The sequence below is a fragment of the Rhodococcus sp. IEGM 1341 genome (assembly GCF_030056895.1).
In the GTDB taxonomy this organism is placed as follows: Bacteria; Actinomycetota; Actinomycetes; order Mycobacteriales; family Mycobacteriaceae; genus Rhodococcoides.
The window spans coordinates 157,451-173,269 of sequence record NZ_JASHKV010000007.1 but is presented as its reverse complement, the minus strand read 5'-3'; the positions used below and the strand labels follow the sequence as shown (position 1 = coordinate 173,269).

The 15,819-nt window shown below is 64.3% G+C and carries 10 protein-coding genes; 7 read left to right on the top strand and 3 right to left on the bottom strand.

Annotated features, from left to right (window positions below; all coding sequences use genetic code 11):
* Nucleotides 1–32 precede the first annotated feature (32 nt).
* The 5 genes from QM615_RS16740 to QM615_RS16720 all read left to right on the top strand — a co-directional run bounded on the left by QM615_RS16740 (nucleotide 33) and on the right by QM615_RS16720 (nucleotide 12,291).
* Nucleotides 33–899, top strand: coding sequence for a hypothetical protein (locus QM615_RS16740; RefSeq protein WP_149407504.1), 867 nt, complete (start codon nucleotides 33–35; stop codon nucleotides 897–899).
* A 215-nt stretch (nucleotides 900–1,114) separates the two neighbouring features.
* The gene (locus QM615_RS16735) at nucleotides 1,115–3,691 is read left to right on the top strand and encodes an aminotransferase class III-fold pyridoxal phosphate-dependent enzyme (RefSeq protein ID WP_149407505.1); all 2,577 of its coding nucleotides are present in this window, start codon (nucleotides 1,115–1,117) and stop codon (nucleotides 3,689–3,691) included.
* Between the two features lie 485 nt (nucleotides 3,692–4,176).
* On the top strand, nucleotides 4,177–7,683 hold the full coding sequence (rpoB, locus tag QM615_RS16730; protein ID WP_037191275.1) for a DNA-directed RNA polymerase subunit beta: 3,507 nt from the start codon (nucleotides 4,177–4,179) through the stop codon (nucleotides 7,681–7,683).
* Between the two features lie 96 nt (nucleotides 7,684–7,779).
* Nucleotides 7,780–11,736, top strand: a complete 3,957-nt coding sequence (locus tag QM615_RS16725) for a DNA-directed RNA polymerase subunit beta' (protein ID WP_149407506.1) — start codon at nucleotides 7,780–7,782, stop codon at nucleotides 11,734–11,736.
* Between the two features lie 165 nt (nucleotides 11,737–11,901).
* On the top strand, nucleotides 11,902–12,291 hold the full coding sequence (locus tag QM615_RS16720) for a VOC family protein (RefSeq protein WP_121873407.1): 390 nt from the start codon (nucleotides 11,902–11,904) through the stop codon (nucleotides 12,289–12,291).
* A 13-nt stretch (nucleotides 12,292–12,304) separates the two neighbouring features.
* Here QM615_RS16720 and QM615_RS16715 read toward each other — a convergent pair whose 3' ends face one another.
* Nucleotides 12,305–12,667 carry a nuclear transport factor 2 family protein gene (locus QM615_RS16715; protein ID WP_121873406.1) on the bottom strand — a complete coding sequence of 121 codons (363 nt, stop codon included), beginning with the start codon at nucleotides 12,665–12,667 and terminating at the stop codon, nucleotides 12,305–12,307.
* A 76-nt stretch (nucleotides 12,668–12,743) separates the two neighbouring features.
* Between QM615_RS16715 and QM615_RS16710 the strand changes: the two genes are divergently transcribed.
* Nucleotides 12,744–13,238, top strand: a complete 495-nt coding sequence (locus QM615_RS16710) for a MarR family winged helix-turn-helix transcriptional regulator (protein WP_121873405.1) — start codon at nucleotides 12,744–12,746, stop codon at nucleotides 13,236–13,238.
* Between the two features lie 106 nt (nucleotides 13,239–13,344).
* Here QM615_RS16710 and QM615_RS16705 read toward each other — a convergent pair whose 3' ends face one another.
* Nucleotides 13,345–14,730 (bottom strand): MFS transporter, encoded by a 1,386-nt coding sequence (locus QM615_RS16705; RefSeq protein WP_149407507.1) that lies wholly within the window; start codon nucleotides 14,728–14,730, stop codon nucleotides 13,345–13,347.
* Nucleotides 14,731–14,797: 67 nt separating this feature from the next.
* On the opposite strand from QM615_RS16705, the gene soxR reads away from it, so the two are divergent.
* A complete protein-coding gene (gene soxR / locus QM615_RS16700; RefSeq protein ID WP_183130555.1) occupies nucleotides 14,798–15,235 on the top strand; it encodes a redox-sensitive transcriptional activator SoxR in 438 nt (145 codons plus the stop codon).
* A 67-nt stretch (nucleotides 15,236–15,302) separates the two neighbouring features.
* On the opposite strand, the gene QM615_RS16695 is transcribed toward soxR, so the two are convergent.
* Nucleotides 15,303–15,722 (bottom strand): VOC family protein, encoded by a 420-nt coding sequence (locus QM615_RS16695; protein WP_121873606.1) that lies wholly within the window; start codon nucleotides 15,720–15,722, stop codon nucleotides 15,303–15,305.
* Nucleotides 15,723–15,819: the final 97 nt, after the last annotated feature.

Here is a 15,819-nt window from a genome sequence, read left to right as displayed (position 1 = left end):
TGTACCGAAGTGAGTTTCGAAGGAGTTCTGTAGTGCCTCCCCAGCGTCGCAAGATCGTTCCACCCACCACCACCAGCAAGGTTCGACGCAAGGTGGCCGGCACCGGGAAGCCGACTGCAGCCGACACCGACACGGCGTCGACCGACGCCGAGGGATCGGCGGCCGCCGAGTCGCAGGCCGTTACGACGCCGACCGAGCCGGTTCTCGACAAGCCCGCAACCGACAAGCCTGTGACCGAGAAGCCGTCACTCGCGAAGTCTTCGGTCGACAAGCCTGCAACCGACAAGTCTGCAACCGAGAAGCCTTCGGTCGACAAGCCTGCAACCGACAAATCTGCAACCGAGAAGCCTTCGGTCGACAAGCCTGCTGCCGACTCCATCGCAAGCGCCTCGTCCTCCGCACCGGTGTCGGGTATCGGCTACAAGCACGTGATCGTCGTCGCGGTGATTGCCGTGGTGCTCGGCGCGTTCGCTGCCGTTGCCGCGTTCAAGCCGTTCGCCACGATCGACAATGCGGCGTGGGTGGATTCCGCGGCCACCCAGGAGGTCACCTCGGCTGCGACCGATGCGCTGCAGACCCTGTACACGTACAAGGCCGAGACGATCGATGCCGATTTCGATGCGGCCCGCGCTGTTCTCAATCAGTCGATGCTCGACGAGTTCAACTCCACCGCTGAGACAACCAAATCTGCTGTGGTGCAAACGAGTACGGGTACCGAGGCCATGGTGACGGATATCGGTGTCACGCGGTTGGAGGACGACAAGGCCGAGCTGCTCGCCAATGTGAACATCAGCGCCACGCAGAACGGCGTCGCGTCGGGCAGCGCCGAGGGCCCGTTGACGGTGAACATGGAGAAGGTCGACGGCTCCTGGAAGCTCTCGGCCATCGACGATCAATAGTCGCTCCGACCAGTAGCTCGATCAAGCCCCGTTCGACGCAGCAGCCCTGCGTGGACGGGGTTTTTTCGTGTCGTTTTCGGCCATCTCTCACCGACTTCGGGCCGAGCTACCATCGCGTTTGCGTCCTGGTTGGGACGAGCCCTGGTTGTTCGGGACAACCATTTTCACGCTCGGACAGCCAGGGGTGGATCCGATGAAAACGGAGCATGCTGGTCATGACTGACACAACTATCGATTTTTCCGTGCTGGAATCCCGGTCCGGTCGATCGGGCTTTGCCGAGCACGTCAATCCCGAACTGTACCGCTTGTTGTCTGCGCTGAACCTGGATCGCGAGTACGTGCGCGGCGACGGGACGGTCCTGTTCGACGCCTCGGGCCGACGCTATCTCGACTTCGCGGGGGCGTACGGAGCCCTTCCGTTCGGGCACGGTCCCACTCCGATTTGGCAGGCGGTCAACGACGTTCGCTGCAGCGGGGAGGCAATTTTCGTGCAGCCCTCGGTGCTGAGCGCGGCCGGAGAATTGGCAGATCGGTTGGGGCGCATGGCCCCCGAGGGGTTGACGCGAACGACGTTCGTCAACAGTGGTACCGAGGCGACGGAGGTCGCGCTCAAGATCGCCCGAGCGCACACCGGGCGGCTGGGTGTGCTGACCACCGCGAACAGCTTCCACGGTAAGACCCTCGGTGCCTTGTCTGCGACGGGAAACATCAAGTATCAGAACGGTTTCGGCGCTCCAGTCGAGGGATTCGATCATATCGAGTTCGGGGATTCGGATGCGCTCGACGCGGCCCTGGCGGCGACACCCGGGCATTATGCAGTGTTTCTGGTGGAGCCGATTCAGGGTGAGGGTGGAGTGGTGTGCCCGCCCGACGGATACCTGCGCCGCGTGCGGGAGATCTGCGATCGGCACGGGGTGCTGATGGCACTCGACGAGGTGCAGACCGGGCTCGGCCGGACGGGCCGGATGTTCGCAGCCGAGCACGACGGCGTGGTGCCGGACATTCTTACTCTCGCCAAGGCGCTCGGTGGCGGGATCGTGCCGGTGGGCGCGGTGCTGAGCCGCCCGGAGTTGGTGGGGGAGAGCTTCGCGCTACGGCACACGTCGACCTTCGCGGGGAACGCGTTGGCTGCACGGGTGGGTATCGCGGTACTCGAAGAACTGACTCGGGACGGCTGCGCGGTGGTGGAAAATGCGGCCGTACTCGGCCATCGGCTGAAGAACGATCTGAGCGCGCTGGCCGAGAAGTATCCGTCGGTGGTCACCGAGGTACGCGGCCGCGGACTGTTGCTGGGCATCGAACTCACCGCGGACGTGAACTTCGTCGGACGGCAGTCACTGCTCGGATCGATCGCAGATCAGCACAACCTCTCCGCGGTGATCTGCTCGTACCTGCTCAATGTCGAGGGGATCCGAGTGGCTCCGACTCTGTTCGGCAACAGGGTGATTCGCATCGAGCCGCCGCTCACGGTGTCCGGGGTGCAGTGCTCGCGTCTGGTCGCCGCACTGGACCGGGCGTTGGGCTACGCGGCAGCGGGAGACTTGGACGGATTGTTCGGGCACCTGTTGGGCCGTCCGACCGTCGCTACGCCGCCTGCCCTCGCGGCGCTGCGTCCGGGCCGGACGCCCGATATCGCGGTACGGCCGACCGATCGACGCTTCGCGTTCATCGCTCATCCTCTCGATCTCGGGTTCTTCGCAGCGTTCGATCCGGCACTCGAGGTGTTCGACCACGGCGAGCGGCAGGATCTGCTCGAGCGGTTCGCGGCGTCGACGTCCGAGCTCGAACCCGCCTCGTTCGTCATCGGCAGTGGACGGGTCGTCGGAGGTGAGGAGGCGACGGCGCACGGCGATCTGATCGGGCTGCCGTACACCTCCGCGCAGTTGCTGCATCTGCCGACCGAGCGTGCACTGGCAGTGGTGGGCGGGGCCGTCGAGCTGGCAATCTCGCGCGGTGCGACTGTTGTCGGGTTGGGCGGCTATTCGTCGGTGATCACCGGGAACGGGTTGGGCCTCGGCGCGACGACGCGACCGATCACCACCGGCAACACGTTCACCGCTGCGGCGAGTCTGCGGGCTGTTCGACGCGTGTGCCGTGAACGCGGTATCGATGTCGCGCGGGCTCGGGTGACGATTCTCGGTGCTGCCGGGGCGATCGGGCGAACCATCGGCAAGCAGTTGGCCGGCGAGGTCGGCGCCGTCGTGCTGGTCGGTAGGCAGGGGGAGAGTTCGGTCATCGCGCCCAAGCTGTGGGCGGCTGCGCAGGAGATGGTGGCGAGCGCTCGGGCCGGTGCGGGTTCGGGAGATCTGGCCGGTGCCGCGCACGCGGTCGACGGCGATCTGGACGACCTGATCAGGTCGCGTCATGTCGAGTTCTTCACCGATCCTGTTGCTGCGGTGAAGGATTCGTTGATCGTCATCGCTGCGACGTCGGCACCGCATGCGCTGATCGATCCGACGGACCTGATGGAGGGTGCCATCGTCTGTGACGTGGCGCAGCCGCCGAACATCGGCCGGGACGTGCGCAGTGAGCGGCCCGACGTGACGGTGTTCGACGGCGGCATCGTGCGGGTGCCGTCGGGTTCGGATTTCGGGTTGACCTACGGGTTGGCTCCGGGGCTGACGTATGCCTGCATGGCCGAGACGATGCTGATCGCGTTGTCGGGTGAGTTCGGACTGCGCAGCATCGGCACCACCCTCGACGGCGACAGCGTGGAGCGGTTGGGTGAGTTGGCGGATGTTCACGGGTTCGCGCTCGCCGAGGCCACGCGGTGGCGGGAGAGCAACAGGTAGACGGCAGGGGGGCGGGGCGCGTCGGTGTTCCCGCCCCCGGCTGCGTCAATGGACCATCACACACGTCTCGGCGGTGCAGTGGTCCATCGACGCGACCGGTTCGAGTGCGGTCTCACGAAAACGGATCGGGCCGAACCTCTTGACGAAGGGGGCGGCACGGTTCACTCTTGTCGTCAGGAGCACCCCCAGTGGTTTCGTAAGTGCAGTGGTTTCGGGCGTACGGCAGGCGACACGCTTTCGTCGAGTCAGCGCACGAATGGACCCCGGGTGCTACTTTTGATGCCCCCGTTGCGCTCTGCGCACATTTGGGGTACCTTTGGACGTTGCGCTGGCTGCCTCCTGTCCACCTCTCGATCGCTGTTACCCGAAAGCACGTTTTCGGGCCGCTGTGATGGGGATTCGGTCTGGTTGCACCAGCCGAAATTCGCCCCACATATAGCAAACAGATACAGCGGCGGTCGCACTGCACGAGCGACCCGCGTGAGGTGCTGGAAGGACGCATCTTGGCAGTCTCTAGCCAGACCAAGGCAGTTGTCGGAACACCGGGAGCCCCGAGGAGGGTTTCGTTCGCGAACATTCGCGAGCCGTTGGAGGTACCCGGTCTCCTCGATGTACAGACGGATTCGTTCGAATGGCTGGTAGGTGCGCAGAGTTGGCGTGACCGTGCCGCCGCCCGGGGAGACAGCAGTGTCGCCGGTGGACTCGAGGACATCCTGACCGAGCTCTCTCCGATCGAGGACTTCTCGGGCTCGATGTCTCTCTCCTTCTCCGACCCACGATTCGACGAGGTCAAGGCCTCGACCGATGAGTGCAAGGACAAGGACATGACGTACGCGGCTCCGCTGTTCGTCACGGCCGAGTTCATCAACAACAACACCGGTGAGATCAAGAGCCAGACGGTCTTCATGGGTGATTTCCCGATGATGACCGACAAGGGCACCTTCATCATCAACGGCACCGAGCGTGTCGTGGTGTCGCAGCTGGTGCGTTCTCCGGGCGTCTACTTCGATCATTCGATCGACAAGACCACCGAGAAGGACCTGCACAGCGTCAAGGTGATCCCCGGTCGTGGCGCATGGCTCGAGTTCGACGTGGACAAGCGCGACACCGTCGGTGTCCGTATCGACCGTAAGCGTCGCCAGCCCGTCACGGTGCTGCTCAAGGCTCTCGGTTGGTCCACCGAGCAGATCACGGAGCGCTTCGGCTTCTCCGAGATCCTCATGGCCACGCTGGAGAAGGACAACACCGCCGGTACCGACGAGGCACTCCTCGACATCTACCGCAAGCTGCGTCCGGGCGAGCCGCCGACCAAGGAGTCGGCGCAGACCCTGCTGGAGAACCTGTTCTTCAAGGACAAGCGCTACGACCTCGCTCGCGTGGGTCGCTACAAGATCAACAAGAAGCTCGGCCTCAACTCGGGTCAGCCCATCGTGGCGTCGACCCTCACCGAGGAAGACATCGTCGCGACCATCGAGTACCTGGTGCGTCTGCACGCAGGTGAGACCTCGATGACCGCACCCGACGGCGTCGAGGTTCCGGTCGAGGTCGACGACATCGACCACTTCGGCAACCGTCGTCTGCGTACCGTCGGCGAGCTCATCCAGAACCAGATCCGCGTTGGTCTGTCCCGCATGGAGCGCGTCGTTCGCGAACGTATGACGACTCAGGACGTCGAGGCGATCACGCCGCAGACCCTGATCAACATCCGTCCCGTCGTCGCTGCGATCAAGGAGTTCTTCGGAACGTCCCAGCTCTCGCAGTTCATGGACCAGAACAACCCGCTGTCGGGTCTGACGCACAAGCGTCGCCTGTCGGCACTGGGACCCGGCGGTCTCTCTCGTGAGCGCGCCGGCCTCGAGGTCCGCGACGTTCACCCGTCGCACTACGGCCGCATGTGCCCCATCGAGACCCCGGAAGGCCCGAACATCGGCCTGATCGGATCGCTCTCGGTGTACGCACGCGTCAACCCGTTCGGATTCATCGAGACCCCGTACCGCAAGGTCGTCGACGGCAAGGTCACCGACGATGTCGATTACCTGACCGCCGACGAGGAGGATCGCCACACGCTCGCGCAGGCGAACTCTCCGGTCGACGATTCGGGTCACTTCATCGAGGACAAGATTCTCGTCCGTCGTAAGGGTGGAGAGGTCGAGTTCGTCTCGTCCGACGACATCGATTACATGGACGTCTCGCCTCGCCAGATGGTGTCCGTCGCAACCGCGATGATTCCGTTCCTCGAGCACGACGATGCAAACCGTGCCCTGATGGGCGCGAACATGCAGCGTCAGGCCGTCCCGCTGGTTCGCAGCGAGTCGCCGATCGTCGGAACCGGTATGGAGCTGCGTGCAGCTGTCGATGCCGGTGACGTCGTCATCACCGAGAAGACCGGTGTCGTCGAAGAGGTCTCCGCCGATTACGTCACGGTCATGGCCGACGACGGATCGCGCAAGACCTACCGGATGCGTAAGTTCGCGCGCTCCAACCAGGGCACGTGCGCCAACCAGCGTCCGATCGTGGACGAGGGACAGCGCGTCGAGTCCGGCCAGGTCCTCGCCGACGGCCCCTGCACCGAGAACGGTGAGATGGCTCTCGGCAAGAACCTGCTGCTGGCGATCATGCCGTGGGAGGGCCACAACTACGAGGACGCGATCATCCTGTCGCAGCGCCTCGTGGAAGAGGACGTTCTCACCTCGATCCACATCGAGGAGCACGAGATCGATGCTCGCGACACCAAGCTCGGTGCCGAGGAGATCACTCGCGATATCCCGAACGTCTCCGACGAGGTCCTCGCAGACCTCGACGAGCGCGGCATCATCCGTATCGGTGCCGAGGTTCGTGACGGCGACGTGCTGGTCGGAAAGGTCACGCCGAAGGGCGAGACCGAGCTGACCCCCGAAGAGCGCCTGCTGCGCGCCATCTTCGGTGAGAAGGCTCGCGAAGTTCGCGACACCTCGCTCAAGGTTCCGCACGGCGAGAACGGAAAGGTCATCGGCATCCGCGTCTTCTCGCGCGACGACGACGACGATCTGCCTCCCGGCGTCAACGAGCTGGTCCGCGTCTACGTGGCTCAGAAGCGAAAGATCCAGGACGGCGACAAGCTCGCCGGCCGTCACGGCAACAAGGGCGTCATCGGCAAGATCCTCCCGCAGGAGGACATGCCGTTCCTGCCCGACGGCACTCCGATCGACATCATCCTCAACACCCACGGTGTTCCGCGTCGAATGAACATCGGTCAGGTCCTCGAAACCCACCTGGGTTGGATCGGCAAGACCGGTTGGAACGTCCAGATCGCCGCGGACGGCACGAAGCCCGATTGGGCCGAGCGTCTGCCCGAGGAGATGTTGGCGGCTCCGGCCGACAGCAACATCGCCACCCCGGTGTTCGACGGTGCCAAGGAGAATCAGCTCGCCGGCCTGCTGGAGAGCACGATTCCCAACCGCGACGGCGAGCAGATGGTCGGATCCGACGGAAAGGCCACGTTGTTCGACGGCCGCTCCGGCGAGCCGTTCCCGTACCCGGTGTCGGTGGGCTACATGTACATCATCAAGCTGCACCACTTGGTCGATGACAAGATCCACGCTCGTTCGACCGGGCCGTACTCGATGATCACGCAGCAGCCCCTCGGTGGTAAGGCGCAGTTCGGTGGTCAGCGCTTCGGTGAGATGGAGTGCTGGGCCATGCAGGCCTACGGTGCCGCGTACACGCTGCAGGAGCTTCTCACCATCAAGTCGGACGACGTTGTCGGCCGCGTGAAGGTGTACGAGGCGATCGTCAAGGGCGAGAACATCCCGGAGCCCGGTATCCCCGAGTCCTTCAAGGTGCTCCTCAAGGAGCTCCAGTCGCTGTGCCTGAACGTGGAGGTGCTGTCCTCGGACGGCGCAGCCATCACGATGGCCGACGGTGACGACGAAGACCTCGAGCGTGCCGCAGCCAACCTGGGAATCAACCTCTCCCGCAACGAAGCTGCCACGGTCGACGACCTCGCTCAGTAGTTCTGTGGTCTGCCGGATCCGCCCAGTGCGGGTCCGGCAGGCGTTTCTCTCATTTGCTCTTCCAGCACAACACCCATAACGGGGAAAGGAAGTTACGTGCTCGACGTCAACTTCTTCGATGAACTTCGCATTGGCCTTGCCACTGCGGACGACATCCGTCAGTGGTCCTACGGCGAGGTCAAGAAGCCGGAGACCATCAACTACCGCACGCTCAAGCCCGAGAAGGACGGCCTCTTCTGCGAGAAGATCTTCGGCCCCACTCGGGACTGGGAGTGCTACTGCGGCAAGTACAAGCGCGTCCGCTTCAAGGGCATCATCTGTGAGCGTTGTGGCGTCGAGGTCACTCGCGCCAAGGTGCGTCGTGAGCGCATGGGCCACATCGAACTGGCGGCTCCCGTCACGCACATCTGGTACTTCAAGGGTGTGCCGTCGCGTCTGGGCTACCTGCTCGACCTGGCTCCGAAGGATCTCGAGAAGATCATCTACTTCGCTGCTTACGTCATCACCACGGTCGACGACGAGCTCCGTCACAACGAGCTCTCGACGCTGGAGGCCGAGATGGAGGTCGAGAAGAAGGCCGTCGCAGATCAGCGCGACGCCGATCTCGAGGCTCGTGCGCAGAAGCTCGAAGCCGATATCGCCGAGCTCGAAGCCGAGGGTGCCAAGTCCGACGTGCGCCGCAAGGTCAAGGACGGCGGCGAGCGCGAGATGCGTCAGCTCCGTGACCGTGCGCAGCGTGAGCTCGATCGTCTCGAAGAGATCTGGACCACGTTCACCAAGCTCGCTCCCAAGCAGCTCATCGTCGACGAGCTCATCTACCGCGAGCTCATCGACCGGTACGGCGAGTACTTCACCGGTGCCATGGGTGCCGAGTCGATCCAGAAGCTCATGCAGACCTTCGACATCGACGCCGAGGCGGAGTCTCTTCGCGAGACCATCCGTAGCGGCAAGGGTCAGAAGAAGCTGCGTGCGCTCAAGCGTCTGAAGGTCGTCGCCGCATTCCAGGCCGGCCGTAACTCGCCCATGGGCATGGTTCTCGACGCCGTCCCGGTCATCCCGCCGGAGCTTCGTCCGATGGTGCAGCTCGACGGTGGACGTTTCGCGACGTCCGACCTCAACGACCTGTACCGCCGCGTCATCAACCGCAACAACCGCCTCAAGCGTCTGATCGATCTCGGTGCTCCCGAGATCATCGTCAACAACGAGAAGCGGATGCTGCAGGAGTCGGTCGACGCCCTGTTCGACAACGGTCGTCGTGGACGTCCGGTCACCGGACCGGGCAACCGTCCGCTCAAGTCGCTCTCGGACTTGCTCAAGGGCAAGCAGGGTCGTTTCCGTCAGAACCTCCTCGGCAAGCGCGTCGACTACTCGGGCCGTTCGGTCATCGTGGTCGGCCCGCAGCTCAAGCTGCACCAGTGTGGTCTGCCGAAGCTGATGGCTCTCGAGCTGTTCAAGCCGTTCGTGATGAAGCGTCTGGTGGATCTGAACCACGCGCAGAACATCAAGTCGGCCAAGCGCATGGTCGAGCGTCAGCGTCCGCAGGTGTGGGACGTTCTCGAAGAGGTCATCGCCGAGCACCCCGTGCTGCTGAACCGTGCACCCACCCTGCACCGGTTGGGCATCCAGGCGTTCGAGCCGCAGCTCGTCGAGGGCAAGGCCATCCAGCTGCACCCGCTCGTGTGTGAGGCGTTCAACGCCGACTTCGACGGTGACCAGATGGCTGTCCACCTCCCGCTGTCCGCCGAGGCTCAGGCCGAGGCACGCGTGCTGATGCTGTCCTCGAACAACATCCTCTCGCCGGCATCGGGCCGTCCGCTTGCTATGCCGCGTCTGGACATGGTGACGGGTCTGTACCACCTGACGCGTCTCGACGCCGGTGCTGTCGGTGAGCGTTCCGACGCCAAGACCGACCAGGCCGAGTTCGGGGCGTACTCCTCCCCGGCCGAGGCTCAGATGGCCGTCGATCGTGGATCGCTGACGGTTCAGTCGCAGATTCGGGTTCGTCTCACCACGCAGCGCCCGCCGCGTGACGTCGAGAACGAGCTGTTCCCGAACGGCTGGAACCGCGGCGAGGCATGGACCGCGCAGACCACTCTGGGACGCGTGCTCTTCAACGAGCTGCTTCCGGCGGACTACCCGTTCGTCAACGAGCAGATGCCGAAGAAGCGTCAGTCGACCATCATCAACGATCTCGCCGAGCGTTACCCGATGATCGTCGTCGCGCAGACCGTCGACAAGCTCAAGGACGCAGGCTTCTACTGGGCCACGCGTTCGGGTGTCACCATCTCGATCTCCGACGTGCTCGTGCCGCCGGAGAAGCCGCAGATCATGGAGACCTTCGAGGCCCAGGCCGATCAGATCGAGAAGAAGTACCAGCGTGGCGCACTCGACAAGGTCGAGCGCAACTCCGCACTGGTCAAGATCTGGCAGGACGCGACCGAGCAGGTCGGTAAGGCAATGGAGGCGCACTTCCCCGACGACAACCCGATCCCGATGATCGTGAAGTCCGGCGCAGCCGGAAACATGACTCAGGTTCGCTCGCTCGCCGGCATGAAGGGCTTGGTGACCAACCCGAAGGGTGAGTTCATCCCGCGTCCGATCAAGTCTTCCTTCAAGGAAGGCCTGACGGTCCTCGAGTACTTCATCAACACGCACGGTGCTCGTAAGGGTCTGGCCGACACGGCGCTTCGTACCGCCGACTCGGGCTACCTGACGCGTCGTCTGGTCGACGTCTCGCAGGATGTCATCGTTCGGGAAACCGACTGTGGCACCGAGCGCGGCATCGTCACGACGATCGCCGAGAAGATGGCCGACGGCAAGATGATCCGCGACGCTCACGTCGAGACCAGCACGTACGCCCGCACCTTGGCGAACGACGCTGTCGACGAGAACGGCACGGTCATCGTCGCTCGCGGACACGATCTCGGTGACCCGGCCATCGACGCGTTGCTCGCTGCGGGCATTACATCGGTCAAGGTTCGCTCGGTGCTCACCTGCACCACGGGAACCGGCGTCTGCGCCACCTGCTACGGCCGCTCGATGGCCACCGGCAAGCTGGTCGACATCGGTGAGGCCGTCGGTATCGTTGCCGCACAGTCCATCGGCGAGCCCGGAACCCAGCTGACCATGCGTACCTTCCACCAGGGTGGTGTCGCCGGAGATGACATCACCGGTGGTCTGCCTCGCGTGCAGGAGCTGTTCGAGGCACGTGTGCCGAAGGGCAAGGCTCCGATCGCGGACGTGTCGGGACGCATTCAGCTCGAGGACGGCGATCGTTTCTACAAGATCACCATCGTCCCGGACGACGGCGGCGAAGAGGTTGTCTACGACAAGCTCTCCAAGCGTCAGCGTCTGCGCGTCTTCAAGCACGACGACGGCACCGAGCGCCTCCTGGCGGACGGTGACCACGTCGAGGTCGGCCAGCAGCTCATGGAAGGTGCTGCCGATCCGCACGAGGTCCTGCGTGTGATGGGTCCCCGTCAGGTGCAGATCCACCTCGTCAACGAGGTCCAGGAGGTGTACCGGTCGCAGGGTGTGTCGATTCACGACAAGCACATCGAGACCATCGTGCGCCAGATGCTCCGTCGCGTGACGATCATCGACAGCGGCTCCACCGAATTCCTGCCCGGTTCACTGACCGAGCGCAGCGAATTCGAGTCGAGCAACCGTCGCGTCGTCTCCGAGGGTGGCGAGCCCGCAGCCGGACGTCCGGTCCTGATGGGTATCACCAAGGCGTCGCTGGCCACCGACTCGTGGCTGTCGGCAGCGTCCTTCCAGGAGACCACTCGTGTGCTCACCGATGCGGCGATCAACTGCCGTAGCGACAAGCTCATAGGTCTCAAGGAGAACGTCATCATCGGTAAGCTCATCCCGGCTGGTACCGGCATCAACCGGTACCGGAACATCACGGTGCAGCCGACCGAAGAGGCGCGTGCCGCGGCATACGCGGTGCCGTCGTACGACGATCAGTACTACAGCCCGGACGGCTTCGGCCAGGGAACCGGCGCTGCAGTGCCGCTCGACGACTACGGTTTCTCCAACGAGTACCGCTAGAGCGACTCCGTCGCACGTGAGCGGAACCTCGTAGTCCACTACGAATTTCCGCTCACGACGGCAGAGCTCGACACACAGAGCCCCGCATCGACTCCGGTCGGTGCGGGGCTCTGTCGTGTCTGGGGTGCGCGGTGAGTTTTCCGTATCACTCGGGTCAGTAACGGTATGACCAACCCAAAATCCAGCACCATCGTGAACATCGGCGTGGCCATGTTCACCGTCTCAGACCAGGACGCGGCTCTCGAGTTCTATTCGCGTGTACTCGGCTTCGAGCTACGCGACGACACGCGTTTCGGCCCCGAGGGCGAGTATCGGTGGGTCGAGGTGGCACCGCCCGGTTCGACGGCACGGCTCGCCCTGAATCCGCCGATGGGTGACTCGCCCGGCGGGTCCTCGATCGGTGTCGAAACTCCCGACGTCGAGGCGGAACACGCGCGACTGGCCGCGATCGGCGGTGTCGACATGGACGCAATTTCCGGGACAGAGGACGGTGCGCCGCCCATGTTCGTACTGCGAGATCCCGACGACAATTCGGTGTGGGTGGTTCAGGCCTGACGGATCGGCCTGGCTATTTCCGATCGACGAACGTGTACAACTCGGCGATCGTGCCGTCCTTGACGACGGCGAAGTCCTGGCCGGTGACGACCGCTGGGGCGTCGGGCGGCGAGAGTGCCCAGGAGATGCGTGCGACGTCGCCCAGCACGGCGGGTTCGACGGTGACGGAGAAGGACAGGCCGGCGGAGTCCGCGAGGAGTGCGGCGATCGCATCGATGACGGCGTCGCGTCCGGTCGCGGTGTTCTCGGCGTCGTAGAACACCGCGTCCGGGTGGTACATGGCTTCGATCAGCTCGCGTCGTCGGTCGGCGTCGGTTGCGTTGAATACCTCGACTACGTTGCGACGTACCAACTCGGCGTGAGAAGTGCTGTCCATGGTGGGCCCCTAAGGTTGGTGGTCGGGGTTCGGTGTAACAACGCCCCGGCTCCCAGCATCTCAGAAAGAACGTGACATGTCACCTAATAACCCCGAAGGCGGCCCGTGGCTGACGCCGGTTCAGGAGTCGGCTTGGCGCGCCTACATGGGGTTGTCGCTGCAGATGACGTTCGAGATGAACCGGCAGCTGACCGAGGACCACGGTCTCTCCTTGGCCGACTACTCGGTGCTCGTTGCGCTCGCGGACAGTCCCGACGGCCGTCGCCGGGTGACCGACCTGGCAGCCGAGATCGGCTGGGAGCGCAGCAGGGCCTCGCACCATCTTGCTCGGATGTGCGCACGGGGGCTCACCGATCGCGCGGTCTCGACCACCGACGGGCGCGCCACGGATGCGGTTCTCACCGGTGCAGGCAGGGCGGCTCTGGACGGAGCTGCCGCGGGTCATGTCGATGTGGTGCGTCGATTGTTCTTCGACGGGCTCGTACCCGAGGAGATCCCCGTTCTGGAGTCGATCCTCACGCGTCTACGCGATCATGTGCGAACCAATGGGACACTGCCTCGGCCGCAGTGACAACCTTCACCTCGCGTGACAACGGGTGGTCATGGCGAGCTGGTTCGTCCCGGGGGTGTTTTCGATACCCGCACGCCTGAACCGGCTCGCCGGACAGCTCCCGAACCTACGTCCGCTGCGATCGCGCCGCCGCTGTCACCCCGATCAAAGCCAGCGCGGCGAAAGTGAACAGCAGCAACTGAGCCGATCGCAGCGTCGATGGTTCGCCGAGGTTCACCAGCACACCCGCGAGGGCTGCGCCGAAGGCGTTGGCGATCAGTTGGACGGTGTTGATGGCGGCGGAGGCTCGTGCGCCTTCTCCCGGTTCGGCAACCGAGGTCATGGCTCCGACCGCCAGGTGCGGCCACGCGATGCCTATTCCGACACCCGCGACGATCAGACCCACCACCCACACCGCGATCGCACCTGCACCCGCCCGATCGGTGAGAAGTGCTGCCATGGTGCACAATCCGGCGGCAACGAGGATTGGTCCACCGATGACGATGCGTCGTACGACGTGTGGTGCTGTGGCCGATGCGCTGGGTATCTCGCCGAGAGTCCAGCCCAATGCCAGCGCAGCTCCGAGGAATCCGGCGGCCAACGGTGCCAAGCCTGCCAGTCGTTGGCCGAACAGCGGAATGAACGTCTCCACCGTCGAGGCGACGGCGAGGACGACGATGGTCAGGTACACCCACTTCAGGGACGATGCGCTGAATGTAGACGGCGGAAGCACGCCGTGGGGCGCGCGACGGTCTGCGGCCACGAAGGCGACCAGGAGCAGCACGCCGGCCAGGACCATCACTGCGGTGGTCGCGAGGTTGGACATCACTCCGGCCGCGCTGACCAGCAGTGCAGCTGTGGTGAGCAAGGTCAGCGACAGGGTGGGCACCGGGCTCGTCTCGGTGGTCTCGTTCGTGCGGGCCGGGAGTGCTTTGGGGACCAGGGCGGCGACGGCCAGAGCTGCGACCACGAGCACACCGAACGCCATTCGCCACGCTCCGAATTGAGCGAAGATGCCGCCGATGGCCGGGCCCGCGAACGTTCCGACGCCCCACATGGCCGAGACCAGTGCAGCGCCGCGAGTCCAGAGGTGTTGTGGCAGAGCTGCATTGATGACGGCGTAGCCGAGTCCTGCCAGGAGGCCGCCTCCTGCACCCTGGATCGTTCGGCCCACCAGCAGCAGTTCCATCGTGGAGCTCAGCGCGCACACGACGGTTCCGAGAGCGAAGATGGTCAGGTCGATCAGGTAGGCGCCTCGTGGTCCGCGGGCGGCGAGGATGTTGCTGACCAGCATCGAGGAGATGACGGACGCAATGAGGAAAACCGTTGCCGTCCAGGCGTAGTAGCGCTGGCCGCCGATCTGGTCGATGGCAGTGGGGAGCAGGCTGGTGGTGAGGTAGACGTTGGTGGCGTACAGCGCTACGCCGCCCGCGAGGACGGTTGCGGTGCCGAGGTAGCGGGTGCTGAGCAGCTGTCGCCAGGTTCCGGTCGTGGGTTCGGTGGAGGGGTGCATGATGACGAAGGTTAGGATCTCGAGTGCACTTCAGGTCAAATCCGTTCACCGGTTGGGAGGCAAAATGATCCGCAAAAGCGACGAGCTGTTGTCCATCGGTGAGGTTGCGGCCAGAACCGGTGCCGCAGTGTCGGCGGTCCGGTACTACGAGACCCTCGGGCTCGTTCCTGCCGAGCGGACGGCCGGAAACGTACGCAAGTTTCCACGTCACGCCATCAGGAGAATTTCGCTGATTCAGGTGGCGGTGCGGTTCGGGATCCCACTGGCGGAGGTGGCCGAGGTCTTCGCGTCGTTGCCGTCGGGTCGCACCCCGAACAAGCGTGACTGGGCCAAGATCTCGTCCGCCTGGAACCAGAGGTTGGAGGATCGAAAGCAGTCGATTGCGCGAATGCAACAGGAACTGACCGGGTGCATCGGCTGTGGCTGCCTCTCGCTGAACAAGTGCACCCTGCTCAATCCCGGCGACGAGCTGGGCAAGGCGGGGCCGGGGGCGCGGCTGATCTGAAGCGCCCCACCCTGCCTCCGATGTTCGGCAGCAGCTGACCGGTCCCCTTCGCGGATGCTGTCGATCGTCAGTGATGGCAGACGGCCTCGAGGTCGATGCCGTTGAGGTCGCGCACGAATGATCCGTAGTACGTGGCGTGGTATTCCGGCTGCAGTCCCGGCGGCCGGAGCTCGACTGCTCCTGCCGACAGTGCTGCGGCGTGGAAGGCATCGACCGTCGCGCGATCCGCGGCGCTGAAGGCGAGATGGGTGTGCGGACCGATGGCCGAACCCGGGGCGTCGACTATCCAGAAGAAGGGCTTCACCTGCGCCCAACCGAACGCGATCATCGCGAGCTGGTTCGCCTCGGGGGTGTGCGGTACCCGCATGATTTCGGTGATCCCCAGCGGTTCCAGGACAGCACCGTAGAACTCGGCGCTGGCACCGAGATCGGCGACGCCGATGTTGAGTTGGTCGATTTGGGAGCCTGTGCGGTCGGTGTTCGTCATGCGCTCGAGTGTTGCCGAGATCGCGGACATATTCGGTCCTGAATCGATTCGAAACGTCGTGTTCACTTCGCGGTAGACCCGATTATGGGCACAGTTC

Coding starts and splice junctions, on each gene's coding strand:
- QM615_RS16720 (WP_121873407.1), top strand. CDS start 11,902: ATGACCAACCCAAAATCCAGCACCATCGTGAACATCGGCGTGGCCATG.
- QM615_RS16715 (WP_121873406.1), bottom strand. CDS start 12,667: ATGGACAGCACTTCTCACGCCGAGTTGGTACGTCGCAACGTAGTCGAG.
- QM615_RS16735 (WP_149407505.1), top strand. CDS start 1,115: ATGACTGACACAACTATCGATTTTTCCGTGCTGGAATCCCGGTCCGGT.
- QM615_RS16705 (WP_149407507.1), bottom strand. CDS start 14,730: ATGCACCCCTCCACCGAACCCACGACCGGAACCTGGCGACAGCTGCTC.
- QM615_RS16710 (WP_121873405.1), top strand. CDS start 12,744: ATGTCACCTAATAACCCCGAAGGCGGCCCGTGGCTGACGCCGGTTCAG.
- QM615_RS16695 (WP_121873606.1), bottom strand. CDS start 15,722: ATGACGAACACCGACCGCACAGGCTCCCAAATCGACCAACTCAACATC.